The 24,205-nt window shown below is 71.9% G+C and carries 23 protein-coding genes; 7 read left to right on the forward strand and 16 right to left on the reverse strand.

What is annotated here, in order from left to right; genetic code table 11:
• Positions 1–1,287 (forward strand): hypothetical protein (locus ACTWPW_RS28240; RefSeq protein WP_443170420.1); only part of this gene is annotated, 1,287 nt, incomplete at its 5' end.
• Between the two features lie 4 nt (positions 1,288–1,291).
• On the opposite strand, the gene ACTWPW_RS28245 is transcribed toward ACTWPW_RS28240, so the two are convergent.
• The 7 genes from ACTWPW_RS28245 to ACTWPW_RS28275 are packed head-to-tail and all read right to left on the reverse strand — an operon-like array spanning position 1,292 to position 8,932.
• On the reverse strand, positions 1,292–2,284 hold the full coding sequence (locus ACTWPW_RS28245; protein WP_364112148.1) for an Lrp/AsnC family transcriptional regulator: 993 nt from the start codon (positions 2,282–2,284) through the stop codon (positions 1,292–1,294).
• Positions 2,285–2,303: 19 nt separating this feature from the next.
• Positions 2,304–3,155 (reverse strand): alpha/beta fold hydrolase, encoded by an 852-nt coding sequence (locus tag ACTWPW_RS28250; protein WP_443170421.1) that lies wholly within the window; start codon positions 3,153–3,155, stop codon positions 2,304–2,306.
• A gap of 12 nt (positions 3,156–3,167) precedes the next feature.
• Entirely contained in the window at positions 3,168–4,337 is a 1,170-nt protein-coding gene (locus ACTWPW_RS28255; RefSeq protein WP_375116566.1) for a M24 family metallopeptidase, read from the reverse strand.
• On the reverse strand, positions 4,334–5,188 hold the full coding sequence (locus ACTWPW_RS28260; protein ID WP_443170422.1) for an ABC transporter permease: 855 nt from the start codon (positions 5,186–5,188) through the stop codon (positions 4,334–4,336). Before ACTWPW_RS28260 ends, ACTWPW_RS28255 begins: the two co-directional genes overlap by 4 nt.
• Positions 5,185–6,138: an ABC transporter permease gene (locus ACTWPW_RS28265; RefSeq protein ID WP_375116567.1), complete on the reverse strand. Its 954-nt coding sequence runs from the start codon at positions 6,136–6,138 to the stop codon at positions 5,185–5,187. The genes ACTWPW_RS28260 and ACTWPW_RS28265 overlap by 4 nt, the downstream gene beginning before the upstream one ends.
• A gap of 5 nt (positions 6,139–6,143) precedes the next feature.
• Positions 6,144–7,724 (reverse strand): ABC transporter substrate-binding protein, encoded by a 1,581-nt coding sequence (locus ACTWPW_RS28270; RefSeq protein WP_443170423.1) that lies wholly within the window; start codon positions 7,722–7,724, stop codon positions 6,144–6,146.
• Complete coding sequence (locus ACTWPW_RS28275; protein ID WP_364112136.1) at positions 7,724–8,932, reverse strand: dipeptidase; 1,209 nt, start codon at positions 8,930–8,932, stop codon at positions 7,724–7,726. Before ACTWPW_RS28275 ends, ACTWPW_RS28270 begins: the two co-directional genes overlap by 1 nt.
• 129 nt (positions 8,933–9,061) lie before the next feature.
• On the opposite strand from ACTWPW_RS28275, the gene ACTWPW_RS28280 reads away from it, so the two are divergent.
• Both ACTWPW_RS28280 and ACTWPW_RS28285 read left to right on the forward strand, forming a co-directional pair.
• Complete coding sequence (locus ACTWPW_RS28280; protein ID WP_375116569.1) at positions 9,062–10,063, forward strand: ABC transporter ATP-binding protein; 1,002 nt, start codon at positions 9,062–9,064, stop codon at positions 10,061–10,063.
• Positions 10,047–11,072 carry an ABC transporter ATP-binding protein gene (locus ACTWPW_RS28285; protein WP_443170424.1) on the forward strand — a complete coding sequence of 342 codons (1,026 nt, stop codon included), beginning with the start codon at positions 10,047–10,049 and terminating at the stop codon, positions 11,070–11,072. Before ACTWPW_RS28280 ends, ACTWPW_RS28285 begins: the two co-directional genes overlap by 17 nt.
• A gap of 72 nt (positions 11,073–11,144) precedes the next feature.
• On the opposite strand, the gene ACTWPW_RS28290 is transcribed toward ACTWPW_RS28285, so the two are convergent.
• Positions 11,145–12,038: an ATP-binding protein gene (locus tag ACTWPW_RS28290; RefSeq protein WP_375116571.1), complete on the reverse strand. Its 894-nt coding sequence runs from the start codon at positions 12,036–12,038 to the stop codon at positions 11,145–11,147.
• Positions 12,039–12,181: 143 nt separating this feature from the next.
• Between ACTWPW_RS28290 and ACTWPW_RS28295 the strand changes: the two genes are divergently transcribed.
• A complete protein-coding gene (locus ACTWPW_RS28295; RefSeq protein ID WP_443170425.1) occupies positions 12,182–12,862 on the forward strand; it encodes a biliverdin-producing heme oxygenase in 681 nt (226 codons plus the stop codon).
• Between the two features lie 42 nt (positions 12,863–12,904).
• On the opposite strand, the gene ACTWPW_RS28300 is transcribed toward ACTWPW_RS28295, so the two are convergent.
• Positions 12,905–13,117, reverse strand: coding sequence for a hypothetical protein (locus ACTWPW_RS28300; RefSeq protein ID WP_375116573.1), 213 nt, complete (start codon positions 13,115–13,117; stop codon positions 12,905–12,907).
• A 166-nt stretch (positions 13,118–13,283) separates the two neighbouring features.
• On the opposite strand from ACTWPW_RS28300, the gene ACTWPW_RS28305 reads away from it, so the two are divergent.
• Both ACTWPW_RS28305 and ACTWPW_RS28310 read left to right on the forward strand, forming a co-directional pair.
• A complete protein-coding gene (locus ACTWPW_RS28305; RefSeq protein ID WP_375116574.1) occupies positions 13,284–13,880 on the forward strand; it encodes a TetR/AcrR family transcriptional regulator in 597 nt (198 codons plus the stop codon).
• A 45-nt stretch (positions 13,881–13,925) separates the two neighbouring features.
• Positions 13,926–15,356: an MFS transporter gene (locus ACTWPW_RS28310; protein ID WP_375116575.1), complete on the forward strand. Its 1,431-nt coding sequence runs from the start codon at positions 13,926–13,928 to the stop codon at positions 15,354–15,356.
• Here ACTWPW_RS28310 and ACTWPW_RS28315 read toward each other — a convergent pair.
• The gene (locus ACTWPW_RS28315) at positions 15,353–16,582 is read right to left on the reverse strand and encodes a cytochrome P450 (RefSeq protein ID WP_443170426.1); all 1,230 of its coding nucleotides are present in this window, start codon (positions 16,580–16,582) and stop codon (positions 15,353–15,355) included. The genes ACTWPW_RS28310 and ACTWPW_RS28315 overlap by 4 nt on opposite strands.
• Positions 16,583–16,728: 146 nt before the next feature.
• On the opposite strand from ACTWPW_RS28315, the gene ACTWPW_RS28320 reads away from it, so the two are divergent.
• Complete coding sequence (locus ACTWPW_RS28320) at positions 16,729–18,153, forward strand: FG-GAP-like repeat-containing protein (protein WP_443170427.1); 1,425 nt, start codon at positions 16,729–16,731, stop codon at positions 18,151–18,153.
• On the opposite strand, the gene ACTWPW_RS28325 is transcribed toward ACTWPW_RS28320, so the two are convergent.
• Genes ACTWPW_RS28325 through ACTWPW_RS28350 form a run of 6 tightly spaced genes read right to left on the reverse strand, consistent with a single transcriptional unit; the run spans position 18,138 to position 24,131 of the window.
• Positions 18,138–19,616 (reverse strand): sensor histidine kinase, encoded by a 1,479-nt coding sequence (locus tag ACTWPW_RS28325; RefSeq protein WP_375109510.1) that lies wholly within the window; start codon positions 19,614–19,616, stop codon positions 18,138–18,140. The genes ACTWPW_RS28320 and ACTWPW_RS28325 overlap by 16 nt on opposite strands.
• Entirely contained in the window at positions 19,613–20,305 is a 693-nt protein-coding gene (locus tag ACTWPW_RS28330) for a response regulator transcription factor (protein ID WP_364112106.1), read from the reverse strand. The genes ACTWPW_RS28325 and ACTWPW_RS28330 overlap by 4 nt, the downstream gene beginning before the upstream one ends.
• A complete protein-coding gene (locus ACTWPW_RS28335) occupies positions 20,302–20,856 on the reverse strand; it encodes a hypothetical protein (protein WP_443170428.1) in 555 nt (184 codons plus the stop codon). The genes ACTWPW_RS28330 and ACTWPW_RS28335 overlap by 4 nt, the downstream gene beginning before the upstream one ends.
• A gap of 10 nt (positions 20,857–20,866) precedes the next feature.
• Entirely contained in the window at positions 20,867–22,132 is a 1,266-nt protein-coding gene (locus ACTWPW_RS28340) for an ABC transporter permease (protein WP_443170429.1), read from the reverse strand.
• Complete coding sequence (locus ACTWPW_RS28345) at positions 22,129–22,935, reverse strand: ABC transporter ATP-binding protein (protein WP_375109507.1); 807 nt, start codon at positions 22,933–22,935, stop codon at positions 22,129–22,131. The genes ACTWPW_RS28340 and ACTWPW_RS28345 overlap by 4 nt, the downstream gene beginning before the upstream one ends.
• Positions 22,932–24,131, reverse strand: coding sequence for an efflux RND transporter periplasmic adaptor subunit (locus tag ACTWPW_RS28350; RefSeq protein WP_375109506.1), 1,200 nt, complete (start codon positions 24,129–24,131; stop codon positions 22,932–22,934). The genes ACTWPW_RS28345 and ACTWPW_RS28350 overlap by 4 nt, the downstream gene beginning before the upstream one ends.
• Positions 24,132–24,205 lie beyond the last annotated feature (74 nt).

Below are 24,205 nucleotides of genomic sequence, written 5' to 3' on the forward strand. Positions count from 1 at the left end.
AACGTCTGGGGACGCGAGGTCACCGCGAACGGACCGCGCTTCTACGTCCGCGACCTGACCCGGACCTGGCCGCGCCCGGCCCGCCCGCCCGTCGCCCCCGCGCACCCGGAGCTGGACGTGGCCGGCGACTGGCGGGTCCTGGGCACCCCGCCCCCGGACGCCCCGCCGGACTGGCAGGGGCCCCGGTCCTGGCCGGAGTTCGGGCACACGTGGCGGCCGGAGGGCGAGATGTTGCCCGAGCACCTCCTGCCCGCCCCCGGACACGACGGGAGCGAGGGCGGAGGCGGACGGGGGCCCACGTTGCGGGAGCTGCTCGACGCGGCCGACCGCGCGCCCCTCAGCACGTACAAGGTGGTGCGCGCGGTGAGCGAGGTCGAGGCGGTCGGCTACTTCGACGGCCTCAACGCCTACGACCGGGCGTTCGTCTCGCTGGGGCCGTGCCACTGGACGGCGGGCCTGGCCGCCGGCCCCGCCCCGGGGGCCGCCGTCGGCGAGGCCGAGCTGCCGGGCCTCCTCGCCTACCTCAAGGCCACCGACCGCGTCGCGTTCGCGGAGGCCGTCGGGCGTTTCGGGATCGACGTCGCCCTCGCCTGGGGCGCGAACGGCGCGGCGCTGTTCGACGAGAACCAGCGCAAGTACACCTCCCGGCCCGCGGTCCCCCAGGAGGGCGGCGGCCGGCGCGCGCTGGCCACGGTCGAGGAGTACGACATGTTCCGCGGCTGGCACTGGTTCTACCGCTTCCAGATGGCCGCGCGTACCGTGGACGGCTTCCGCCGCGCGATGTGGCCCATGGCGCGGCTGCGGATCCGCGACATCGGCGAGACCCCCTGGGACGCGCCCGCCGGTCCGCCCACGTGGACGGTGCCGTCGCCGGACGGGCCCCGCCCGGCCCGCGTCAAGGAGGTGGTCACCTCCGAGCGCGGCATGGCGCTGGTCTACCGCTGGCACATCAGGGCCCCGGCCAACATGGTGTCGGGCGGCCGGGCGGGGCCCGTCCTGCGCGGCGTCCACGAGGCGGCCGTCAAGGAGGACCCGGCGGCGTTCGCCGGCACCCCGGACACGTGGGGCGACGCCGCCGAGCGGGCCCTCGTCGCGGAGCTTAGGAAGCAGGGCGGGGGGTCGATCGAGGAGGTGCACGAGTGGCCCAGCCTGGCGTCCAGGAGGCGCGGCTTCACGCTGCCGGTCGAGCTCCTGCCGGAGGCGTCCGACGGCGGTGACCGCCGGCTCGCCGTGGCCCGGGGCTCGTTCGAGCTGGACACGAGCGGCCTGCCGTTCCCGCCCCTGTGAGCGGTCAACCGGCCAGGGCCGCCGCGATCCGGTCCTCGGCCCAGGGCACCATGAGGAAGCCGCGCTTGACGGTCAGCACCTGCACGCCCGCCGTCCACGACTGGATCCCCGGGACGGAGGCCAGCGTGCGGGAGGTGAAATGGTGCAGGTCGGCCGTGGTCGGCACGATCACCTCGCAGATCAGCGACGCCTGCCCCAGCATGGAGGCGATCATCCGCACGCCGCGCTCGTTCGACAGCCGCTCGGCCACGCTGTCCTGCATGCTGGGCTCGACCGACAGCCAGAAAAGGATCTCCGCCTCGTAGCCGAGCGCGGCGGCCGGGATGAACGTGGTGATCGTGGCGCAGCCGCGCTCCAGCATGGCCTCCAGCCGCCGCCGGGCCGTGCTCTCGCTGATGCCCAGGCGGCGGCCGACGGACTGGAAGCTGGCCCGGCCGTCCTCGCGCATCGCCGCGAGCACCTCCCGGTCGACGTCGTCGAGGTGCCCGCGCTCGCACATGTGCGCGGGCCGCCGCAGCGCGAACGGCGCCGCCCGGTCCCCCAGCACCGGGACGCTCCAGTCGTAGCTGACCTTGTACGTGTGCAGCACCAGGTCGGCGTTGCTCTGCTGGGCCCCGGGCACGGAGTGGACGAAGTCGACCAGCATCGAGTACAGGTCGCGGTGCTTGGGCGCGACCAGCTCGAACACGATGTCGTACCCACCGGTGACGATGGTGACGTACCGGATGTCGGGGTTCCTGGCCAGCAGTCCCGCGACCCTGAGCTGGCTGCCGGGCGCGCAGGTCAGCCGCACCATGAACACGTGGACGGGCCCCTCGTGCTCCAGGTGCGGCAGCACCGCCACCCGGGCCAGGCCCGCGCCGATCAGGTGCTGGGCCCGGCGCGCCACCGTGGTGGTGGAGATGCCGAGCAGCTGGGCGATGTCGGTCCAGCTGGCCCGGCCGTTCACGTGGAGCGCGGCGAGGATCTTGCGGTCCAGTTCGTCGAGATCTTCCATCGGGGGCATCATCGCGCGATCAGGCCCGTACTCGCACCTCGCCCAGCGCGGTGGCGAGGAACTGGCGGACGGTGGCCTCCCACAGCTCGGCCTCCTCGACCTGCGGCGAGTGCCCCGACTTCTCGAAGATCCGCAGCTCGGCTCGGGGGATGAGGCGGGCGATCAGCTCGCTGCACTCGGGAGGCGTGATCCAGTCGTGCCGCCCGACGGTCACCAGGGTGGGGGCTTCGATGCCGGGCAGGAGGTGCTTGATGTCGTAGTTCGGCTGGTTCACGGCGAAGGCGTAGTTGTGCGTCTCGTAGTGGTAGGGGGTGGCGGCCACCCGCCGCTCCACCGCGGCCGGGTCGTAGTCGTGGTCGTAGAGGGGCAGGATCTCGCGCCAGCAGTCGCGCAGGTCGTCGTCGTCGCGCACGGTGCCGGACATGATCCGGTCGAGCTTGTCCCGGTCGATCCGCACCCGCGCGGAGGCCGCGGCGTTGCGCGTGGCCAGCTCCTGGTTGGCGTTGTCGGCCGAGGTGTCGCGCAGCACCACGGCGCTCACCCGGTCCGGGTGGCGGGCGGCGTACTCCATGGCGATGAAGCCTCCGTACGAGCCGCCGGCGATCACCACCCGCTCGGCGCCGAGCCACTCGCGCAGGCCCTCGACGTCGGCCACCCACTGCTCGTGCGTGAACGGGCCGGTCAGGCCGCTGGCCCCGGAGCCCCGGGCGTCGAAGACGACCACCTTGTACGCGTCGGCGAGCCGGCCGAAGCTGCTCCTGGGCTCGGCGAGCGAGCCGAGGCCCGGCGCGCCGTGGTGGGCGATGATCACGTTCTCGCCCTCGCCGAGGATCTCGACGTTGAGTGGGTTGTCGTTGATGTCGACGAGCAAAGCGGGTCCCTTTCAGATGATGACGTCGGTGAGCTCGCGCGGGTACGCCGTCAGCCGGCGCGGCCCCGACCCGGTGACCAGGACGGTGTCGGAGATGCGGTAGCCGGCGTGGCCCGGCACGTACACGCCGGGCTCGCTGGACAGGATCATGCCGGGGGCCAGCTCGGTCGCGTCGCCGTCCGACAGCCAGGGCGGCTCGTGGAAGCCGAGCCCGATGCCGTGGCCCTGCCGGTGGCGGATGTGCTCGGCGAGCCCGGCCTCCTCGATCACCTCCAGGCAGCGGCGGTTGGCCTCCTCGCAGGTGACGCCGGGGATCAGCGCCTCGGTGCCGACCTCCTGCGCCTCCCGGACCGCCTCGTAGTAGCGGGCCTGCCGCGAGCTGGGCTCGCCGATGACGAACGTGCGCTCGCTCTCCACGAACCTGCCGCCGACCGCGCAGCCCAGCGACAGCATGAACGTCTCCCCCGCCCGCAGCCGGTCGCCGCCGGGCAGGCGGTGCGGCTGGGCCGAGTTGGGCCCGCCGTAGACCAGGCCGCCGGTGAGCATGGGGACCACGACGACGTCCTCGTGCCCGGCGTACATGAGGCGGGAGCCGTACGAGATGACGTGCGCGGCCAGCTCCGTCTCGGCGGGCAGCTCGCCGCCCGCCTCGACGGCCGCCCTGACCAGCTCGACGCCGGCCTCGATCATCTGGTCGGCGATGCGGGCGGCCTCCTCGTGCAGCGCGATCTCCTCGGGCTGCTTGCGCAGCCGCACCCGGCCGACCGCGTCGCAGGCGCTCCAGCGGGTCGCGGGGAACGCCTCGGCCAGCGCCCGCGTACGGGCGACGCTGATGGAGGGCGCGTACCCGGCCGTGCCGGGGACGCGTACGTGCCCGGCGAGCACCGCGAACGGCGACCTGATCCCGGGGAACTCCGGGTAGGCCACGATCTCGGCCCGGGCCCGCTGGTCCTGGGCGTACTCCCGCTCCAGGTCGGGCACCAGCAGCACCGGGTCGCCGTCGAGCGGCAGCCAGCAGGCGACCGGCCGCTCGTTCGGGAAGTGGTGGAAGCCGGTGAGGTAGGCGACGTCGAGCGGGTCGTCGAGCAGCAGCGCCGACAGCCCCTCGGCGGCCATGAGAGCCCGGACCCGGTCGAGCGCGCCCGCGTAGAAGGTGTCGGGCAGCCTCTGGGAGAAGGTCATGTGTCGTTCCTGTGGTTGCGAGCGTCGTTGTAGGCCACGGACAGCAGGGTCGTGGACAGGACCAGCAGCAGGATGGCCAGCGACGGGAACAGCGTGGTCCACCAGGCGGAGGCGAGCGCGCCCGACTGCTGCGCCTTGTGCAGGATCGTGCCCCAGGACCAGCTGTTCGGATCGCCCAGGCCGAGGAAGGACAGCCCGGCCTCGGCCAGCACGGCGCGGGAGGTGGTGAGCACCACCGACACGCCGACGACGGGCACCACGCCGGGCAGCAGGTGCTTGCGCACGATCCACAACGACGAGCCGCCGACGACCTTGGCCGCCGACACGAACGGCATGGGCACGATCGACAGCGCCTGCGAGCGGACCACGCGGGCCGCCTTGGGCCAGCTGAACAGCGCGATGACCACGGCCAGCGTGCGCACGCTGGGCCCGGCCAGCGCCGCCACCAGGATCATCAGCGGCAGCACGGGCAGCGACAGCGACAGGTCCACCAGCACGCCGAGCGGCGTGTCCAGGCGCCGGAAGTAGGCGGCGCTGACGCCGATGAGCAGGCCGATCCCGATGGCCAGCACGGAGGCGCTGACGCCGACCGCCATGCTGACCCGGGCACCCCAGATGACCTGGGCGAAGACGTCCTGGCCGATGTCGTCGGTGCCGAACCAGTGCGCGGCCGAGGGCGGCTGCGAGGTGTCGGCGCCGTACCCCTCGGGGAAGGGCGCGATGAGCGGTGCGAAGATCGCGACCAGGGCCAGCAGGATCAGCAGGATCCCGCTGGCCACGCCGAGGGGGTTGCGGCGGAAGGAGGCCCAGGTCCGCCGGCGCGGCGTGAGCTCCACAGCGACTGCCGTCATGAGGTACGCACCCTGGGGTCGAGGATTCCGTAGGCCACGTCGGTGATCAGGTTGGCCACCACGACGGCGGCCGCGAGCAGCACGAACGCGCCCTGGAGGACAGGGAAGTCGAGCTGGCCCACCGCCTCGTAGATGGCGCGGCCGATGCCCGGGTAGGCGTAGATCGTCTCGGTCAGCACCGCGCCGCCCACCAGGGTGCCGAGCTGGAGCCCGGCGATCGTGGTGGTCGGCAGCAGCGCGTTGCGCAGGGCGTGCTTCCACACGACCGCCCCCGGGCGCACGCCCTTCGCCTTGGCCAGCGAGACGTAGTCCTCGCCGAGCGCGTCGATGAGCGTGGTCCGCATCGTCAGCACGTAGCCGCCGAGCTGGATGAGAACCAGCGACAGGCAGGGCAGCACCAGGTGGTGCAGCATGCTGAGCGTCGCGGCGAAGCCGGTGGCGTCGAGATCGACCGCGCCGCCGATGGGGAACCAGCCCAGCCAGACCCCCAGGACGTACATGAGGAAGATCCCGACGCTCGGCACGAACAGCGACTGCGCGGTGACGCCGGTGAGCTGGATGACGCGGTCCACCCACCCCTTGGCCCTGGTGGCGGCGAGCACGCCGAGCGGGATGCCCAGCACGATCGTCACCGCCATGGCCGACATCGTCAGGATCAGCGTCCACGGCAGCCGCTCCATGAGCACGGTCGTCACGGGGATCGACTGGCGGAACGACATGCCGAGGTTGCCGTGCAGGAGCTGGCCGAGGTAGTCGACGTACTGGGCGGCCAGGGGCTTGTCCAGGCCGAAGTCGGCCAGCAGCTTCTGGCGCAGCTCCTCGGTCATGTTCGGGTCGGCCACGGCCAGCACCGGGTCGCCGGGCAGCAGGCGGACCAGGAAGAACGTCACCGTGACCGCGAACCACAGGGTGAGCAGGCCGCGGGCCAGCCGGAGGCCGATGAACCGCATGGCGATCAGCCCGCCGGCTTCGCCGAGGCGAGGGAGAGCGGGTTCAGGACGGACAGCAGCTCGCTCGGCATCGGCTGGAACCCGGTCCACTTCGTGGAGTGCGCGATGTTGAACGTCTCCACGTACAGGACGTTGTCGTAGACCTGGTCATGGATGATCCGAGCGGCCTCCTGGATCGGCGCCTTGGCCTCCTCCATGGTGAGCGCCCGCTGTGCCCGGTCGATCAGCTCGTCCAGCTTGGGGTCGCTGACCTGGGCGTAGTTGATGAACCCGCCGGTCTTGAAGGCCAGCCCCAGGTTGGCGGGCGGGTTGTCCATGACCGCCCACGATCCGGCGTAGATGTCGAAGTCCCGCTTCAGGGTCTTGTCCAGGTACGTGTTGCGCTCCAGGCCCTGCAGCTTGATCGTGATCCCGGCCTTCTTCGCCGCGTCGCGGACCATGGGGGCCCAGCGGGCGATGTTCGGGTCGGCCTGGTCGTAGACCATGCTCAGGCTGAGGTTCGACGCCCCGGCCTCGGCCAGCAGCTTCTTGGACTGCTCGGGATCGAAGACGTACTCCTTCGACGCCGGGTCCGTCCAGGCGGGCAGCGACGGCGTCAGGACGCTGGAGTTGGAGGACTTGGCGAAGCCCTTGAGCGCGATGTTCCTGATGGCCTCGTAGTCCACGGCGTGTGCCAGGGCCTGGCGGACGCGTACGTCGTCCAGCGGCTTGCGCTTGGTGTTGTACTGCAGGTGCGCCCAGCCCAGCGACGGGATCTGCTGCAGCTTGACCTTCGGGTCGTTCTTCAGGTCGGTCGCGGTGGCGGGCGGCAGCACGTTGCCGATCAGGTCGATCTCGCCGTTGCGCAGCGCCAGGACCTCGGTGTTGACGTCGGGGAAGACCCGGAACACGATCTCCTTGACCGCCGGCGTGCCGGGGCCGAAGTCGTCCACCCGCTCCATGATGTAGCGCTGGCCGCGCTCGACCTTGGTCAGCTTGAACGGCCCGGCGCTGACCCAGTCCTTGTCGTTGGCGAACTTCTGCACGCTCGGCGCCTTCTCGAAGACGTGCTTGGGCACGACGGGCAGCCAGAAGCCCACGTTGTCGAGGAACGTCCCGTCGGGGCGGCTCAGCTTGAACCGCACCTCGGTCGGCGAGACGGCCTCGGCCTCGTCCAGCGCCGTGATGAGCCCGGCCACCACGCCGAACTTCTCCTTCTGCACGGCCGTGATCGAGAACACGACGTCGTCGGCGGTCACCGGCTTGCCGTCGGACCACTTCATGTCGTCGCGCAGCTTGACCGTGGCCGTCTTGCCGTCCTCGGCGTACGACCACTCGGTCGCCAGGTACGGGATGCGCTTGCCGGTCCCGTCCATCTGGGTCAGGTGGGGGTACATGAGGTTGGTGACCCACGAGTCCGTCCGGCTGTTGCCGACCAGGGGGTTGTAGTTGACCACGTCGGCGGTCGTGCCGATGGTCAGCCGGTCGGCCGAGGCCGGCGCCTGCGAGCCGTCCTGGGAGCCGGTCGAGCCGGACTGGCCGGGGACGCTGGGGGCGCAGGCCGTAAGCGCGACGGCCAGCGCGGTGAGGAGAGCCGCACGTCTCATCAGATCCAGACCTCTTCCAGTACGCGCATGACGTTGCCGCCCACGACCTTGGTGATCTCGTCGTCGGAGTACCCGTGGGTGACGAGCCAGGCGATGATGTTCCAGAAGCACTCGGCCGGGTTCTCCAGGCCGTCCACGTAGGGCACCTTCTCGTAGCCGACGCCGGCGTGCGCCTCGTTGAGCGACAGGTGCTCGGCGAACGTGTCGTGCAGCCCGACGTGGTCGCCGAACAGCGTGTCCGGGCCGAAGGCCACGTGGTCGATGCCGACCAGGTCCACGCAGTAGGTGAAGTGGTCCATCACCGACTCCAGGCTGTGCCTGGGGTGGTCGGGCGACAGGGTGGTGTGCGGGGCCGCCTCCAGGCCGATCACGCCGCCGCGCTCGGCCGCGGCCTTGATGACCGAGTCCGGCTTCATCCGGTTCGTGGGCCAGACCGAGCGGGCGCCCGCGTGGGTGATGAGGATCGGCCTGGTCGAGTGGCGGATGGTGTCGAGCGAGGTCTGGTCGCCGGAATGGGAGACGTCGATGGCGATGCCCAGCTTGTTCATGCGGCGCACGGCCTTCTCGCCGAACAGGGTCAGCCCGCCGTCGCCGCGCTCCTTCAGGCCGCTGCCCAGCGTGTTGGCCTCGCTGTAGGCGATGCCCATCTGGCGCACGCCGAAGCCGTACAGCATGTCGATCCGGTCGACCTCGTTCTCGATCATCGTGGCCGCCTCCAGGGCGAGCACGAGGCCGATGCGGCCGCTCGCGTGCGCCTGGTGCACGTCGGCCAGGCGCTCGACCTTGATCAGGAAGTCCTGGTGGGCGAGGTCCGACAGGCGCATGCCGATGTCGGCCACCACGTCGTTCCACTTCCAGCCGGCCTGGCTGGTGATGCAGCAGGTGCCGTCCATGAGGTTGTCGAAGACGACCGTCATGCCGGAGCGGGCCAGGCCCTCGTAGCCGGTGTGGTGGCGGGCGGTGCGGTTGTAGTCGACGGTCTCGCTGATGTCGTCGGGGAAGACGGACGGGTGGTCGTGCAGCGAGACGACCAGGCTGTCGGTGAGCAGGCGGCGTACGCGCCCGCTCTGCTCGGAGGTGAGCTCGGGCCCCGCGTACGCCGGGACCCGGCCGAGCTCCGGCGCCAGGTCGAACCGGCGGTAGTCGACACCTGCCTCCAGGTACTCGTAGGAACGGTAGCCCTTGTAGCTCTTCGCAGCTTCCAGCATCTGGTAACCCCTCTTGTTCAATTGCGGGAAGTTTGCCAGGATCGGGCGCGAAAGACAATATTGAAGTTGTTTTCCGGCAGCCAAGCCAATCTCTACGCCAGCTTTCGTCACAATCGAGGAGGGGGTGCGGTGAGCGAACCACCGGTCCTGGAGCTACGCGGCCTGCACGTCACGTTCACCGCCCACGGGCGCGAGATCCCGGCCGTGCGCGGGGTGGACCTGACCATCGAACGCGGCCAGACGCTCGCGCTGCTCGGCGAGTCCGGCTCGGGCAAATCCGTCACCGCCAAGGCCGTCATGGGCCTGCTCGACCAGCCGAACGTCCGGGTGAGCTGCGAGGCTGCCCGGCTCGGCGGGCGCGACCTGCTCGCGATGGGCGCCGAGGAGCGGCGGGCTCTGCGCGGCAGCGAGATGACGCTCGTCTTCCAGGACGCGCTGTCGGCCCTCAACCCGGTGCTCAGCATCGGCGACCAGATCGGCGAGCTGTACCGGGTGCACCTCGGCCTGTCGCGCAAGCAGGCCAGGGCGCGCTCGATCGAGATGCTGGGCCTGGTGGGCATCCCGGCCCCGGCCAAGCGGATCGACGACTACCCGCACCAGTTCTCCGGCGGGATGCGGCAGCGGATCCTGGTGGCCATGGCGGTGGCGCTCGAACCGGACCTGATCATCGCCGACGAGCCGACGACCGCGCTCGACGTGACCGTGCAGGCGCAGATCCTGGAGCTCATCGACCGGCTGCGGCGCGAGCTGGGCACCGCCGTGCTGCTGATCACGCACGATCTCGGGGTGGCGGCCGAGGTCAGCGACCGGGTGGCGGTGATGTACGCGGGGCGGATCGTGGAGAGCGGGGAGGTCGGCGAGCTGTACGACCTGCCCGCGCACCCGTACACCGCCGCCCTGCTGGCCGCCATCCCCGACCTGGACAGCCCGGCCTCGGAGCTGCGCGCCATCCCCGGCGCCCCGCCGAGCCCGGCCGAGACGCCGCCCGGGTGCTCGTTCGCGCCGCGCTGCGACCGGGCCAGCGAGGTGTGCGGCACCACCAGGCCACCGCTGACCGTCCTGCGCACCGGGATCGACCGGTACGCCGCCTGCCACCACTCGGAGGAGATGCTCGATGGCGCCCTCGCCTGACCACGAGCCGGTGTTGACAGCCTCGAACCTGCACAAGAGCTACCGTGGCGGCCTGCTCTCCCGGGGCGGGGCCGTACGCGCGGTGGCCGGCGTGGACCTGGAGCTGTACCCCGGGGAGACGCTCGGCATCGTCGGCGAGTCCGGCTGCGGCAAGTCCACCCTGGCCCGGATGCTCGTCGGCCTCGAACGCCCCGACGAGGGCGAGGTCGCCTTCCGCGGCCGCCCGTTCTTCGGCCGCGGCCTTTCCGGGGGCGGCGTGCCGCGCGACATCCGGCGCCGCGTCCAGATGGTCTTCCAGGACCCGCTCACCTCGCTCAACCCACGCATGACCGTGCACGACATCGTGGCCGAGCCGCTGCGCGTGCACCGGCTGGCCCGGGACGCGCGGGCCATGCGGGACCGGGTCGGGGAGCTGCTGGAGCTGGTGGGGCTGTCGCCGGACCGGATGCACCGGTTCCCGCACGAGTTCTCCGGCGGGCAGCGGCAGCGGGTCGGGATCGCCAGGGCCCTGGCCACGGAGCCCGACGTGATCGTGTGCGACGAGCCGGTGTCGGCGCTGGACATGTCGGTGCAGGCGCAGGTGGTGAACCTTTTCGCGGAGCTGCAGCGGACGCTCGGGGTGGCGCTGGTGTTCATCGCGCACGACCTGGCCGTGGTCCGGCACGTCTCGCACCGGGTGGGGGTGATGTACCTGGGGCGGGTGGCGGAGATGGGGCCGGCGGCCGGGGTTTACGGGGCGCCGGCGCATCCGTACACGATGGCGCTGCTGTCGGCCGCGCCGGTGCCGAAGCCGCGGCTGCGGGGGCGCTCGCGCATCATGCTGGCCGGCGACCCGCCGAGCCCGGTGGCGCCGCCGCCCGGGTGCCGCTTCCACACGCGCTGCTGGAAGGCCACCGACCGGTGCTCCGAGGTGGAGCCGGCGCTGGAGGCGGTCGGCGACCACTACGCCGCCTGCCACTACGCGGAGCGCCCGCCCGAGCGCACGCCGTCGCCTGAACACACCGCCTGAGCGCACCGCCTGAGCCCACGACCTGAGCCCACGACCTGAGCGCCCGCCCGAGCGCATGACCTGGGTGGCCGCTCAGGCGTCGTCCCGGCCCGGCCGTACCGTCACCACGCACACGTCGTCACCCCCGCCGTCCGCCTCGCGCATCAGCGCGGCGGCGATCACCGCCGGGGTGCGGGTGAACAGGCCGGGCAGGGCCGCGGGGTCCCAGCGGCCGGCCAGCCCGCCGGTGTGCAGGACCACGGTGGCATGGGCGGGCAGCGCGTACCCCCGCGCGCCGTCCCCGGGCGTCAGCCCCCGCCGCCGCCCGCCGTGCACGACCCAGCCGGAGACGTCGCCGACCCCGGCGAAGGACACGCGGCCCGGTTCGACGCGGGCGACCGCGATCCCCCCGGCACCGGCCGTCGCGGCGCGCAGCCGCGCCACGACCGCCTGCGGCTCCTGCCCGCCCACCTCGGGAAGCAGGCGCGCGGCCGCGTCGCAGACCAGCACGGTCGTGACCGGGCCGGCCCGGTGGACGGCGAACCCGTCGCCGCCCGCCCGCGTGACGCCGCTGACCCGCAGCGGCGGGCGGGCCGTGCGGCCGGCGGTGAAGTACATCGCCAGCACGGTGCCCTTGCCGGGCAGGGAGTGCACGTCGTAGCCGGAGGCGCTGCGGGAGATGGCGCCCAGGCCGATGCCCAGCGTCCCGGAGGTGGAGTAGCCGTCGCGCAGCGCGCGGGCCACGTCCGCCATGCCCGGCCCGCGGTCCAGGGCGATGAGTTCCACCGTGGCGGGCGCCTCGGGATGCGGCCGCACCAGCGCGGCCCCCTCCCTGGCGTGCTTGACCAGGTTGGACACGGCCTCGCTGACGGCCACCGCCAGCCGGCTGACGAGCAGCTGGTCGAAGCCGGCCGCCTCGGCCAGGGCGACGGCCTTCCTGCGCACCGCGCCGACCGCGCCGGCCTCCTCCGCACGCACCCAGCCCATACGCATACCGTACGGCCGACGCCGGGCGAGCTCGAGAGCTCTTGGCTTCTCCGTTCCTGGGTACGTGAGAGGGAAGGCAAGCTTTGATGACATGGTGTCGTCATCAGCTTGACGCCGGACGCCGACGTTTGTGACACTTCGTCATGAAACGCCAGCACGAGCAAAGGTGGGCCGTGACCACGTCGTTCTCCGAGACCCTGAGGAATGCCACCTGGGCCGACCACGAGTCGGCCGAGTCCGAGGGATATCTCTCAGCGCTGATGGCCGGGCGGTTGAGCGAGCACGAATACGGCGAGATGGTCGCCCAGCACTACTTCGCGTACACCGCCCTCGACGGCGTGTCACGAGAGCTGAGCGACCACCCGGTGGCCGGCCGGTTCGTGTTCCCGGAGCTCTACCGGGAGCCGGCGCTGGAGCGCGACCTCGCCACGGTCTACGGCCCCGGCTGGCGCGACCGGATCGCGCCGTCCAAGTCCACCCGCACCCTGATGGCCCGCATCCACCAGGTGGCCGACTGGCCGGGCGGCTACGTGGCCCACCACTACACCCGCTACCTCGGCGACCTGTCGGGCGGCCAGTTCATCCGCATGGAGCTGCAGAAGATCTACGGTTACGCCAAGGGCGGGGGCGTCGACTTCTACATCTTCGACGAGCTGGGCAGCCTGCCGCGCTTCAAGAACGAATACCGCTCGCGCCTCGACGTGCTCGGCCTGGAGCTGGACGAGCGCGAGCAGCAGCGGATGATCGGCGAGGTCCGGCTGGCCTACCAGCTCAACGCGGAGGTCCTGGCCGAGCTGAGGCACGTGGTCAAGGCCGCCGCCTGACCGTCGCCCGGGGGCGAGAAGCCGGACGGCCGGCCGTGCGACCTACCGGTACGGGTCGCGCAGAGGAACGGTCCGCTCGGCGAAGCCCTCCTTGAGCCGCGCCATCCTGGGCCCCGCCTGGTAATAGCGGCCCTTCGTCTCCCCGTACGGCTGCAACCAGCCCTTGGCGGCGAGATCGCGCAGGTCGCGGGCGGCCTGGCCCTGACTGAGCTCCTCGTCGGCCTGATACCGGCTGCGCCGCAGCCGCCGGTTCACGAACGCCTCGTAGAGCGCGGAGACGCACCGCGTGTGAACCGCACCCGGTCGAGGGTTGCACCGTGCGGGCTCCACTTACGCCAGCCCACGGCGCCGAGGACGTCGTAGTACGGCTCTCATCCGAGTTACGCGGAACGCCGCGCCGAGTCCGGCCTACGATGGGCGTATGCCCCGCATCTCGGCCGCCACCATCGGCGAGCACCGCGCCCAGACGCGCGACCGGATCCTCCAGGCCGTCTCGCGCCTGTCGCGGGTGCAGGGCATCGACGCCATCTCCATGACCGACGTGGCCGGCGAGGCCGGGATCACCCGCACGGTGCTCTACAACTACTTCCCCGACAAGGCGGCGCTGCTGCTGGCCTTCACCGAGCGCGTGACCCAATACTTCATCGACAGCTACGAGCGGGAGCTGCCCGCCGGGGCCTCCCCCGCCGACCGGCTGCGGGTGTTCGTGCGACTGCAGCTCACGGGGCTGCTCGCCCACCCCCATCCGGGCGCCGCCGACCTCAGCGCGGCGCTGGGGCCCGACGCCTACCAGCGGCTGGCCGAGCACGTCGCGCCCATGCAGCGGATCCTGGTGGAGATCCTGGAGAGCGGCATCGACGCCGGCGACTTCCGGGTGCTCGACGTGGCGGCCACGGCGCGGATGGTCCTCGCCGTCATCGGGGCCGAGCGGGTGCCGCTGATCAGTGGCGACGTGACGGTGGAGCGCGCCGGGGAGCTGGTGTCGGAGTTCGTGCTGCGGGCCTTGGGCAACGCGTAGATACCCGGGGGACGTACCACTGATGGCGGGTGGGAGGATCGTTCCATGACATACCACCCGGAAGAGCTCCACGATCATGTCGAGCTCAAGTCGGCACGCGGCCGCTGGATCCTGCTGGCGACCGTGCTCGGCTCCGGGCTGGCGCTGCTCGACAGCACCGTGGTGAACGTGGCGCTGCCGTTCCTCGGGCGGGAGCTCGACGCCCGCATGGACGGCCTGCAGTGGACGATCAACGCCTACACGCTCACCCTGGCCGGGCTGATCCTGCTGGGCGGCTCCCTCGGCGACCGCTACGGCCGCCGCAGACTCTTCCTCATCGGGACCGTCTGGTTCGCGGTGGCCTCGGCGCTGTGCGGGCTGTCGCCGAACATCGAGTTCCTCATCGCGGCGCGCGCCCTGCAGGGGATCGGCGGCGCGCTGCTCACGCCGGGCTCGCTGGCCATCATCCAGGCGTCGTTCGTGCGCCACGACCGCCCCAGGGCCGTCGGGATGTGGTCGGGGCTCGGCGGCGTGGCCAGCGCCATCGGCCCGCTGCTGGGCGGGTGGCTGGTGCAGACGGCGGGGTGGCGGTGGGCGTTCCTGATCAACCTGCCGTTCGCGGCGCTCATCGTGTTCGTCACACTGCGGCACGTGCCGGAGAGCAAGGACGAGCGGGCAGCCGGGCGGTTCGACGTGCTCGGGTCGGTGCTGGCGGCGCTGGCGCTGGCGGGCATCACCTACGGCCTGATCGAGAAGGGCGCCCCGGCGCCGCTGCTGGCCGGGGTGGCGCTGGGGGTCGCGTTCGTGGTGGTCCAGATCCGCAGGTCACCCGACGCGCTGGTGCCGGTGGGGATGTTCCGCGACCACGTGTTCACGGCGGTGAACGTGGTGACGCTGATCATGTACGCGGCCATGGGCGTGGTGTTCTTCCTGCTGGTGGTGCAGCTCCAGGTGGTGTCGGGGTTCTCCCCCATCGCCGCCGGGCTGTCGATGTTGCCGACGACGATCCTGATGATGCTGCTGTCGGCCCGGGCCGGCGACGTGGCCAAGCGGGTGGGCCCGCGCTGGCCCATGACGATCGGGATCCTGGTGGCGGCCGGCGGGTTCCTGCTCATGAGCATGATCGGGTTCGGCTCGTCCTACCTGCTCCTGGTGCTGCCGGCGGTGTTCGTCTTCGGGCTCGGCCTGTCGGCGGCCGTCGCGCCGCTGACCGCGACCGTGCTGGCCACCGCCGACGAGCGCTACGCCGGCACGGCCAGCGGGGTGAACAACGCGGTGGCGCGCACCGGCAGCCTGCTGGCCGTGGCCGCCGTGCCGCCGCTGGTCGGGCTGGTGGGCGACGCGTTCGAGAACCCGCCGGTGTTCGACGCCGGGTTCCGGATGGCCATGCTGATCAGCGCCGGGATGATGGTGGTGGCGGCGCTGATCACGTTCTTCACGATCAGGACGAACGTCCTGGCCGTCGACGACGATGACGACCGGGAGAGCGGCGGCTAGAACGTGAACGCCTGGCTGCGGACGCTGTTGTCGAAGTTCGACAGGAGCAGCTCGGGCTCGCCGACCGAGCGGATGCCGGGCAGCCGGGTCAGCAGCTCGCGGAACATCGTGCGCATCTCCTGCCTGGCCAGGTTGGCGCCCAGGCAGAAGTGCGGCCCGGGGCCGCCGAAGCCGACGTGCGGCTTGGTGTCGCGGGTGATGTCGAACGTGTCGGCGTCGGGGAAGACCGACTCGTCACGGTTGGCGGAGCCGTAGAACAGCACGACCTTGTCGCCCTGCTTCAGCTCCAGGCCGCGCAGCGAGTAGTCCTCGGTGACCGTGCGCCGGAACTGCATGATGGGCGACACGTAGCGGACCATCTCCTCGATCGCGCCGTTGATGTGCGCGTCGAAGTCGCTCATCAGCAGCTCGCGCTGCACCGGGTTCTCGGTGAGCAGCCGGATGCCGTGGGCCATCGTGTTGCGGGCCGTCTCGTTGCCGGCCACCAGCAGCAGGGAGAAGAACGAGCCGAGCTCCTTGTCGGTCAGCTTCTCGCCGTCGGGGTTGGCGTTGACCAGCAGGGAGACCAGGTCGCCCTTGGGGTCGGCGACGCGCTCGTGGCCGAGCTTGATCACCATGCGCTGCAGGGCGAGCAGGGCCAGCATGTTCTGGCCGGCCATCTGGACGCTGCGGGCCAGGCTGGGGCGCACGCCGGTGTAGGCGGTGGAGATGTCGACGTGCTGGTGGACCTTCTCCCGCAGCTCCTGCGGGATGTCGAGCATGTCGCAGATGACGTGGATGGGCAGCCGGGCGGCCACCTGGGTGACGAAGTCGCGCGGCCCCGCCTCGACGACGTCGTCCACGATGCGCGCGCACGCGGCCTCGATGTCGCTCTGCAGGCCGGCCAGCATCTTCGGGCTGAACGAGCGGGTGACGATCCGGCGCAGGCGGGCGTGGCGCGGGTCGTCCATGTTGACCATCGACTCGCCGAACACCTGCTTCACCCAGCCGGGCGGCTCCGGGTTGGTGACGGCCGGCTCGCTGGAGAAGATCTTGGCGTTGCGGCTGGCCTCGACCACGTCCGCGTGTCGTACGAGGGCGTAGAAGCCCTTGCCCGAGCGGAGGAAGGGCACCTTCTTCTCAGGGAAGAACACCGGAAGCTCCAATTGCCGGAGCCGGGCGAACGCCTCATTCCGCTCTTTGAGGGGTTTGCGCCAGAAATCCAGATCCGCGAGGTCGATGTCCACCCATCTATCCTGGCACGTTCCGCCGCGTTCAGCGGCCGCCCGGAGCCCCTGTCCCGCCGAGGGCGAGAGTGATGTGCATCCCGCCCTCCTGGCCCGTTCTCGCGCCGTTCAGACCCGGTTCGACCTGCCTGGTCATTACTTCCGGTATGAAGGTTCTGCTGGCCGCCTGCCTGGTTCTCCCCCTCGCTTCCGGAACGACACCCGCCATCGGCCCCACCACCGGCTCCACCACCGGCTCCACCACCGGCCCAACCACCGGCCGGGCGTGCGGCGGGCACCCCCTCGACTTCGACGCCGACGGCCGTCCCGACCTCGCCGTGGCCGCCCCCTACGACGCCTCCAGGGCCGGTTCCGTGACCGTCATGTACGGCTCCGGCAGGAAGGCCCGGCTCACCCAGGACGGCGCCGAGCCCGGCGACTCGTTCGGCTCGGCGCTCGCCGTCGGCGACTTCAACGGGGACCGGTGCGCCGACCTGGCCGTGGGGGTGTCGGAGGAGTTCGCCGGGAAGCGGGTGCCGGGGGGCGACGGGAACGGGGTCGTGCAGATCTTCGACGGGTCACCGGAAGGGCTGGTCGCCGGGAAGGAGCTGGCGCTGGCCAAGCCGTCCAGCGACCGGTTCGGGGCCTCGCTGGCGGCGGGGGACCTCGACGGGGACGGCCGGGACGAGCTGGCGGTCGGGGCGCCGAGCCACCGGTCGGGCGGTGCGGTGACCGTGTACTGGATGAAGGGCCGCAAGCCGTACCAGATCACGCAGAAGACGCCGTGGGTGCGCCAGGCGGCGAGCGTCACCGACCAGTGGGGCGCCTCGCTGGCGACCGGCGACTTCGACGGGGACGGGCGCGACGAGCTGGCCGTGGGGGCGCCCGCCGACAGCGTGAAGGTGGACGGGCAGGGCTCGGTGACCGTCATCGACGTGCGCGGGAAGCGGGCCCGGCTGCTCACGCAGAGCACTCCGGGGATCCAGGGCGCCTCGGAGAAGTGGGACAACTTCGGGGCCTCGCTGGCCACCGGGGACTTCAACGGCGACGGCCGGTCCGACCTGGCCATCGGCGTGCCCGGCGAGGGGATCAGCAAGAACCAGCGGGCCATGGACTACGGCGACGGCACCGTGGACGTGCTCTACGGCTCGCGGGCCGGCCTGCGCACCGACAGGACCGAGGCCTGGTCGCAGAACTCGCTGGACGGCAGGCCGCGCTACTACGACCGGTTCGGGGCCTCGCTGGCCGCCGGGGACTTCAACGGCGACGGCAACGACGAGCTGGCCGTCGGCGTGCCCGGCGAGAAGGCCGTCCAGGTGCTCCAGGGCCGCTCGTCGGGCGGGCTGACCCGGGTGGGGAACCTGCTGGTGAAGGGGAAGGGCCAGGACTTCGGGGCCTCGGTGACCGCACTGCCGGGCTGGGAGCGCTACCGGTCGCTGGCCAAGCGGCCCCCGGTGTACGGGCTCGTCGTGGCGGCGCCGGATCAGGGACTCGTCATGTACGCGCCCGGCCGGCGGGAGTCCCGCCTCAAGCTGGGCAAGGTCCGCCAGCTCAGCAAGGGCACCGGCCTGTACGGCTACACCTTCGGCTGACCCCCGTCCCCGACGGGCAGGATCACCCGGAACAGGGCGCCCTTGCCGGGCTCGCTCTCCGCCAGGACGATGCCGCCGTGCGCCTCCACCAGCGTGGCCGCGATCGACAGCCCCAGCCCGGACCCGCCCGTGCTGCGCGCCGGATCGGCCCGGTAGAACCGCTCGAACACCCGCTCGGCCACGTCCGCCGGGAATCCGGGCCCCTCGTCGGCCACCTCCACGACGGCCTGGTCGCCGTCGATACCCACCCGCACCTGGAACGGGGTGCCGGCCGGGGTGTGGGTGAGCGCGTTGGTCACGAGGTTGTTGAGCACCTGGCCCAGCCGGGTCTCGTCGCCGGTCACGATCACGTCGCCGTCCCCGCCGAACAGCCGCACCAGCTCGATCCTCCGGTCGGGCGCCAGCGTCTGGGCGTCGATCACCACCGTGGCCGCCAGGCTGAGCAGGTCCACGGGCCGCATCGCCAGCTCGCGCCGCTGGTCGAGCCGGGCCAGCAGCAGCATGTCCTCCACCAGCAGCCCCATCCGGGCGGCCTGCCCCTCGATGCGGCTCAGCAGGCGTACGGCCTCGGCCAGGTCTTTCTCCTCCCCCAGCCGGTACAGCTCCGCGAACCCCCTGATCGAGGTCAGCGGCGTGCGCAGCTCGTGCGAGGCGTCGGCCATGAACCTGCGCATCAGCTCCTCCGACCGCCGGGCGGCCGTGGCGGACTCGCGGGCGGACTCGGCCGCCGCCTCCCGCTCGCGCACCGCCACCTCGATCCGGGCGAGCATGGTGTTGAGCGAGCGGCCCAGCTTGCCGACCTCGGTGGTACCGGCCCAGAGGGGCACGCGGCGCGACAGGTCGCCGTCGGCGATGTCGTTCGCGGTGTGCGCGATCTGGCGCAGCGGGCGCAGGCTCCGGCGTACGAGCCAGTAGCAGGCGAACCCGAGCACCACCAGCGTGCCCCCGCCGCCGACCGCGACGATCAGGCCGAGCTGGGAGACCGTGCCGTCCACGTCACCCAGGCTGATGGCCATCACCCGGCTCTCGCCCAGCCGCCCCGGCACCGCGACGACCCGCCAGCTCGGGCCGCCCGCGCCGCGCGAGTCCACCGTGAAGGGGCGCCCCCTGAGCTCGATGACGTCGGCCAGGGTCAGCCGGGGCAGGTCGGGGCGGTGCTCCTCGGTCGACTCGCTGATGGTCCTGACCAGCGCGCCGCCCGAGTCCAGGATCACGCCGTGGAACAGGCCGAAGAAGCGCTGCGGCCGCGCGTCGGGGCGCGGGTCCGGCGGCGGGGGCGCGTCGCGCCACGGCATGGTGGCCGCGCGCAGCTGCTGGTCGACGCGCTCGACGAGATAGCCGCGCAGCAACCGCACGGCGAACAGGCCGGTCAGCGTGATGGCGAGAGTGACCAGCAGGAGGGTGGCCGAGACCAGCCGCAGCCAGAGCGGCGCCCTGGACAGCTGTTTCCTGAGCTCTCTCATATGCGGGGCGGGCGCAGGATGTAGCCCACCCCGCGCAGCGTGTGCAGGTATTTGCGCTCGCCGGTGTCCACCTTGCGGCGCAGGTAGGAGACGTACGACTCGACGAGCCCGACGTCGGTGCGCCAGTCGCCGTTCCAGACGTGGTCGAGGATCTGCGTCTTCGACAGCACCCGGCCCACGTTGAGCATGAAGTACCGCAGCAGCCGGAACTCCGTCGGCGACAGCCGTACGGGGACGCCGTCGCGCCAGACCTCGTGGCTCTCCTCGTCCAGCTCCAGGTCGGCCACCTGCAGCCGGTTCGGCGGGGGCGCGCCGCGCCGGGTCCTGCGCAGCACGGCCCGGATCCGGGCGATGACCTCCTCCAGGCTGAACGGCTTGGTCACGTAGTCCTCGCCGAGTCCCAGCCCGGCGAGCCGGTCCTCCGGCGTGTCCTTGGCGGTCACGAACAGCACCGGGACCCGGCGGCCGCGGGACCGCAGCCTTCCCGCGACCGCCAGGCCGTCGAGGTCGGGCAGCATCACGTCGAGCATCACCAGGTCCGGCGTGCTCTCCTCGGCCACCCGCAGGGCCTCCTTGCCGTCGGCCGCGGTCAGCACCTCGAACCCGGCCATGCGCAGGCTGGCCGAGAACAGCTCCCTGATGTTGGGTTCGTCGTCGACCACCAGCAGCCTGGCCTCGGGTTCGCTCATCGCGGGCCGCCTCCCTGGAATCCCTGGCCGCCCTGGGTGATCGAGGCGGCGGTGACCGCGCCGTCGGCGCCCGGCCGGCCGCGCACCACGATCGTGCTGCCGGCCTCGAGGTCGGCGATCTTGCCCGCCTTGGAGATCTGCACGGAGGTCTGGTCGGTGACGTTGACCGTGACGGTTACGCCGTCGGTGGTCTTGACGTAGACCTTGCCGCCCTCGACCTTCTCGACCGTGCCGACGGTTCCGCCGCCCATCCGCTGCCCGCCGCCAGGCTGCTGTCCACCGCCGGGCTGCTGTCCACCCCCGGGCAGTTGTCCACCGCCGGGCAACTGGCCGTACCCGCCGCCCAGGGCGCGCTGCGCGCCCGCGGCGGCCTGCGGGGGCGCGTCGCCGGCGCCGAACATGCTCTGCGCCTGCATGCCGAGGAGGATCCCGGCCACCAGCACGACCCCGGCGCCCAGCGCCAGCGTGACCTTCGAGGTGCCCTTGACGGGCTGGACGGCGAGCTCCTCCCGCAGGTCGTCGGGGAACGGCGAGGAGTCCAGCTTGTCCATGTCCTTCTCCTTACTCGTGGCGCAAGGCCTGGATCGGCCTGAGCTTGGCCGCCCTGTTGGCGGGATAACTGCCGAAGAACAGCCCGATCCCCAGCGAGACGCCCAGCGCCAGCACGACCGACGACGGCACGAGGACCGGCTCGATGCCGGCGACGGTGAACCTGGTCCCCACGAACGCCACCAGCACCCCGGACAGCCCCCCGACCAGGCTCAGCAACGTGGCCTCCATCAGGAACTGGCCCAGGATCGCTCCCCTGGGCGCGCCGATGGCCTTGCGGATGCCGATCTCGCGGGTGCGCTCGGTGACCGTCACCAGCATGATGTTCGTGATGCCGATGCCGCCCACCAGCAGCGAGATCGCGGCGACGGCGCCCAGCAGCACGGTGAAGGTGCCGGTGGCCGCACTGACGGTCTCCTGCAACGTGGCCTGGTTGAGTATGCGGTAGTCGGGGTTGTTGTTCGTGATGCCGTGTCGTTGGTTGAGGATAGCCGTGACCTCGGCCTGGGCCGCCGTGGTGGCCTCGGCCCCGGTCGCCTGCACGACGATCTGGCCGAGCGAGCCGAACCCGCTCAGGCTCTGCTGCACGGCCGGCAGCGGCGCGACGGCCACGTCGTCGGCGTCCTGCATGCCGGTGGACCCGGCCTCCTTCAGCACGCCGACCACCGTGAACGGCACCCCGGACACGCTGATCTGCTTGCCGATCGGATCGACGGTGCCGAACAGCTCCTCCACCACGGTCCGGCCGAGCACCACGACCTTCCTGGCGGCCAGCACGTCGTCGTTGAAGAAGTACGTGCCCTGGGCGACGGGCTTGTTGACGGCCTCGAAATAGCTCGGGTACGTGCCGACGAACTGCGAGATCGCGTGGCTGGCGGCGCCGTACGCGGCCGTGGCGGAGGAGGCGTTCACGACCGGCGAGACGCTCTTGACCGACGGCGCGAGCGTCCGGTCGGTCAGCGCCTTGGCGTCGGCCAGGCTGAGGTCCCTGGCCTGGGTACGCGGCCCGGTGTTGCCGCCACCGCCGCCACCACCGCCGCCGACCGGCACGCGCATGCCGCCGCCGCCGGCGCCCGAGAAGGACGGCGAGATCGTGAGCGTGTTGGCGCCGAGCCGCTGGATGTTCTGCTGGATGCTCTGCGAGGAGCCCTCGCCGACGGCCACCAGCATGATGACCGCGGCCACGCCGATGAGGATGCCGAGCGTGGTCAGCGCGCTGCGCATCTTGTTGGCCAGCAGGCCGCGCAGGGCGAAGCGGAGGATCTCGATCTGGTTCACCGGGTGGCCGCGCCGTCTCTCTCGGGGTCCTTCTCGGGGTCCTTCTCGGGGTCCTTCTCGGGCGTGCGCGGCGGCGGGCCGTCCACCGGCGCCTGGCGGCGGTCCTCGACGATCTCGCCGTCCACCAGCCTGATCACCCGCTTGGCATGCGCGGCCACGTCGTCCTCGTGCGTGATCAGCACGATCGTGCGGCCGGACGCGCTGAGCCGGTCCATGATCTCCAGGACGTCGCCGGTGGAGGCGGTGTCGAGGTTGCCGGTCGGCTCGTCGGCCAGCAGCAGGGCGGGCGCGGTGACCAGCGCCCGAGCCACGGCCACGCGCTGCTGCTGGCCGCCGGAGAGCTGGTTCGGCTCGTGGTGCACCCGGTCGGTCAGCCCGACCTGCTCCAGCGCGGCCAGCGCCCGCTCGCGCCGCTCGGCTAGGCCGACGCCGCCGTACACGAGCGGCAGTTCGACGTTGGCCAGCGCGCTCATGCGCGGGATCAGGTTGAACGACTGGAAGACGAAGCCGACCCTGCGGTTGCGCAGGATGGCGAGCTGGTGCTCGTTCAGCCGGCCCACGTCGGCGCCGTCGATGAGGTACGTGCCGGAGGTCGGGACGTCGAGGCAGCCCAGGATGTTCATGAGCGTGGACTTGCCGGAGCCGGAGGCGCCCATGATGGCCACGTAGTCCCCCCGCTCGACGTCCAGGCTGATGCCGCGCAGGGCGCGTACCTTGGCGTCGCCCTCGCCGTACTCCTTGACGAGGTCCCGCACGCGCAGGACGGGCACGGGCCGCACGGCCCGCGGTTCCGCGGTCGTCATCGCGCGCCCCCGCCCGGCATGCCGCCCCCGGGGAACCCGCCCCCGCCGAACTGCCGCTGGCCGCCGCCGTTGCCCGTGGTGCCGGTCGTGGTGGTGGACGGGGGCACGATCTGGTCGCCCTCGGCCACGCCCGACCTGATCTCCGTGAGCGTGGTGCCCTGCACGCCGACCTCGATCGGGGTCCTGGTCGGGCGGCCGTCCTTGAGCACGGTGACCGTGGTCTGGCCGCCGCTGGTGGAGACCGCCGTGGAGGGGACGGTGACGACGTTCTCGGCCTGGCCCACCACGACCTCGACGGTGGCGGTCTGGCCCAGCCTGACCTCGCTCGGGACCTTCGTGAAGGTGACCGTGACCGGGTACTGCACGACGTTGTTGCTGGTGGAGGCGACCGGCTCGATCTGGGTGACCTCACCCGTGGCCGTCACGCCCGGCAGCGCGTCGAACGTGACCGTGGCCTCCTGGCCCTGCTCGAGCTTGCCGACGTCGGACTCGGTGAAGGTGCCGACGAGCTGGAGCCTGGTGGTGTCGGCGAGCTCGACGAAGCCGCCGGAGCCGGAGCTCGCGGTGGAGCCCGTGCCGCCCGTCGACCCCGTGCCCCCAGTCGACCCCGTGCCCCCTGTCGATCCCGTGCCCCCTGTGGAGCCCGTGGTCCCGGTGGAGCCCTGCCCGCCGCTGGACCCCGAACCCGAGGCGGGTCCGCCGACCGAGCCGTTCACGGCCGTGATCGTGCCCTTGAACGGCGCCTTCAGCACGGTGGCCGCGACCGTGCGCTGCGCCTCGCGGTAGGCGTTGCGGGCCTTGATGTAGGCGGCGTAGAGCTGGGCCGTGTCCGTGCCGTCGTCGAGGGCGCTCTCGTACGTGGCCTTGGCCGCCGACAGGCTCTCCTGGGCGGCGTCGTCGTCCAGCCGGGCAAGGAGATCGCCCTTGGCGACCTTGTCCCCGGCCTTGACGTAGATCTTCTCCACGGTCCCGCTCGTCCCGAACGACAGCGCCCTGGACCGGGAGCTCTCGACCGCGCCCGAGGCGGACACCGCGGCGGTCACGGAGCCGCGGCCCGCGGTCACCGTGCGCACGGCGGTCTCTCCCGCGGCCTGTCCCGTGCCGAGCTGCGCGTAGGCGAGCCCGGCGCCGCCCAGCAGGAGCACCGTGAGCGTCCCGTTGGTTATCAGCGCTCTGCGCCTGATCGACACCTTCACGAGCGGTGACCCTTGCACACCAGGCTGCGCCGCAGCCGCGAGCAAGCTGAACGTTCGCTGACAACCCGGCCGGC

It is taken from the genome of Nonomuraea sp. KM90 (assembly GCF_052246675.1).
GTDB lineage: Bacteria > Actinomycetota > Actinomycetes > Streptosporangiales > Streptosporangiaceae > Nonomuraea.

Bases quoted from the DNA above. Each gene is read 5' to 3' on its own strand.
- ACTWPW_RS28245 (WP_364112148.1), bottom strand. From the start codon at position 2,284: ATGGAAGATCTCGACGAACTGGACCGCAAGATCCTCGCCGCGCTCCAC.
- ACTWPW_RS28255 (WP_375116566.1), bottom strand. From the start codon at position 4,337: ATGACCTTCTCCCAGAGGCTGCCCGACACCTTCTACGCGGGCGCGCTC.
- ACTWPW_RS28260 (WP_443170422.1), bottom strand. From the start codon at position 5,188: ATGACGGCAGTCGCTGTGGAGCTCACGCCGCGCCGGCGGACCTGGGCC.
- ACTWPW_RS28265 (WP_375116567.1), bottom strand. From the start codon at position 6,138: ATGCGGTTCATCGGCCTCCGGCTGGCCCGCGGCCTGCTCACCCTGTGG.
- ACTWPW_RS28270 (WP_443170423.1), bottom strand. From the start codon at position 7,724: ATGAGACGTGCGGCTCTCCTCACCGCGCTGGCCGTCGCGCTTACGGCC.
- ACTWPW_RS28275 (WP_364112136.1), bottom strand. From the start codon at position 8,932: ATGCTGGAAGCTGCGAAGAGCTACAAGGGCTACCGTTCCTACGAGTAC.
- ACTWPW_RS28285 (WP_443170424.1), top strand. From the start codon at position 10,047: ATGGCGCCCTCGCCTGACCACGAGCCGGTGTTGACAGCCTCGAACCTG.
- ACTWPW_RS28290 (WP_375116571.1), bottom strand. From the start codon at position 12,038: ATGGGCTGGGTGCGTGCGGAGGAGGCCGGCGCGGTCGGCGCGGTGCGC.
- ACTWPW_RS28295 (WP_443170425.1), top strand. From the start codon at position 12,182: ATGAAACGCCAGCACGAGCAAAGGTGGGCCGTGACCACGTCGTTCTCC.
- ACTWPW_RS28305 (WP_375116574.1), top strand. From the start codon at position 13,284: ATGCCCCGCATCTCGGCCGCCACCATCGGCGAGCACCGCGCCCAGACG.
- ACTWPW_RS28310 (WP_375116575.1), top strand. From the start codon at position 13,926: ATGACATACCACCCGGAAGAGCTCCACGATCATGTCGAGCTCAAGTCG.
- ACTWPW_RS28320 (WP_443170427.1), top strand. From the start codon at position 16,729: ATGAAGGTTCTGCTGGCCGCCTGCCTGGTTCTCCCCCTCGCTTCCGGA.
- ACTWPW_RS28325 (WP_375109510.1), bottom strand. From the start codon at position 19,616: ATGAGAGAGCTCAGGAAACAGCTGTCCAGGGCGCCGCTCTGGCTGCGG.
- ACTWPW_RS28330 (WP_364112106.1), bottom strand. From the start codon at position 20,305: ATGAGCGAACCCGAGGCCAGGCTGCTGGTGGTCGACGACGAACCCAAC.
- ACTWPW_RS28335 (WP_443170428.1), bottom strand. From the start codon at position 20,856: ATGGACAAGCTGGACTCCTCGCCGTTCCCCGACGACCTGCGGGAGGAG.
- ACTWPW_RS28345 (WP_375109507.1), bottom strand. From the start codon at position 22,935: ATGACGACCGCGGAACCGCGGGCCGTGCGGCCCGTGCCCGTCCTGCGC.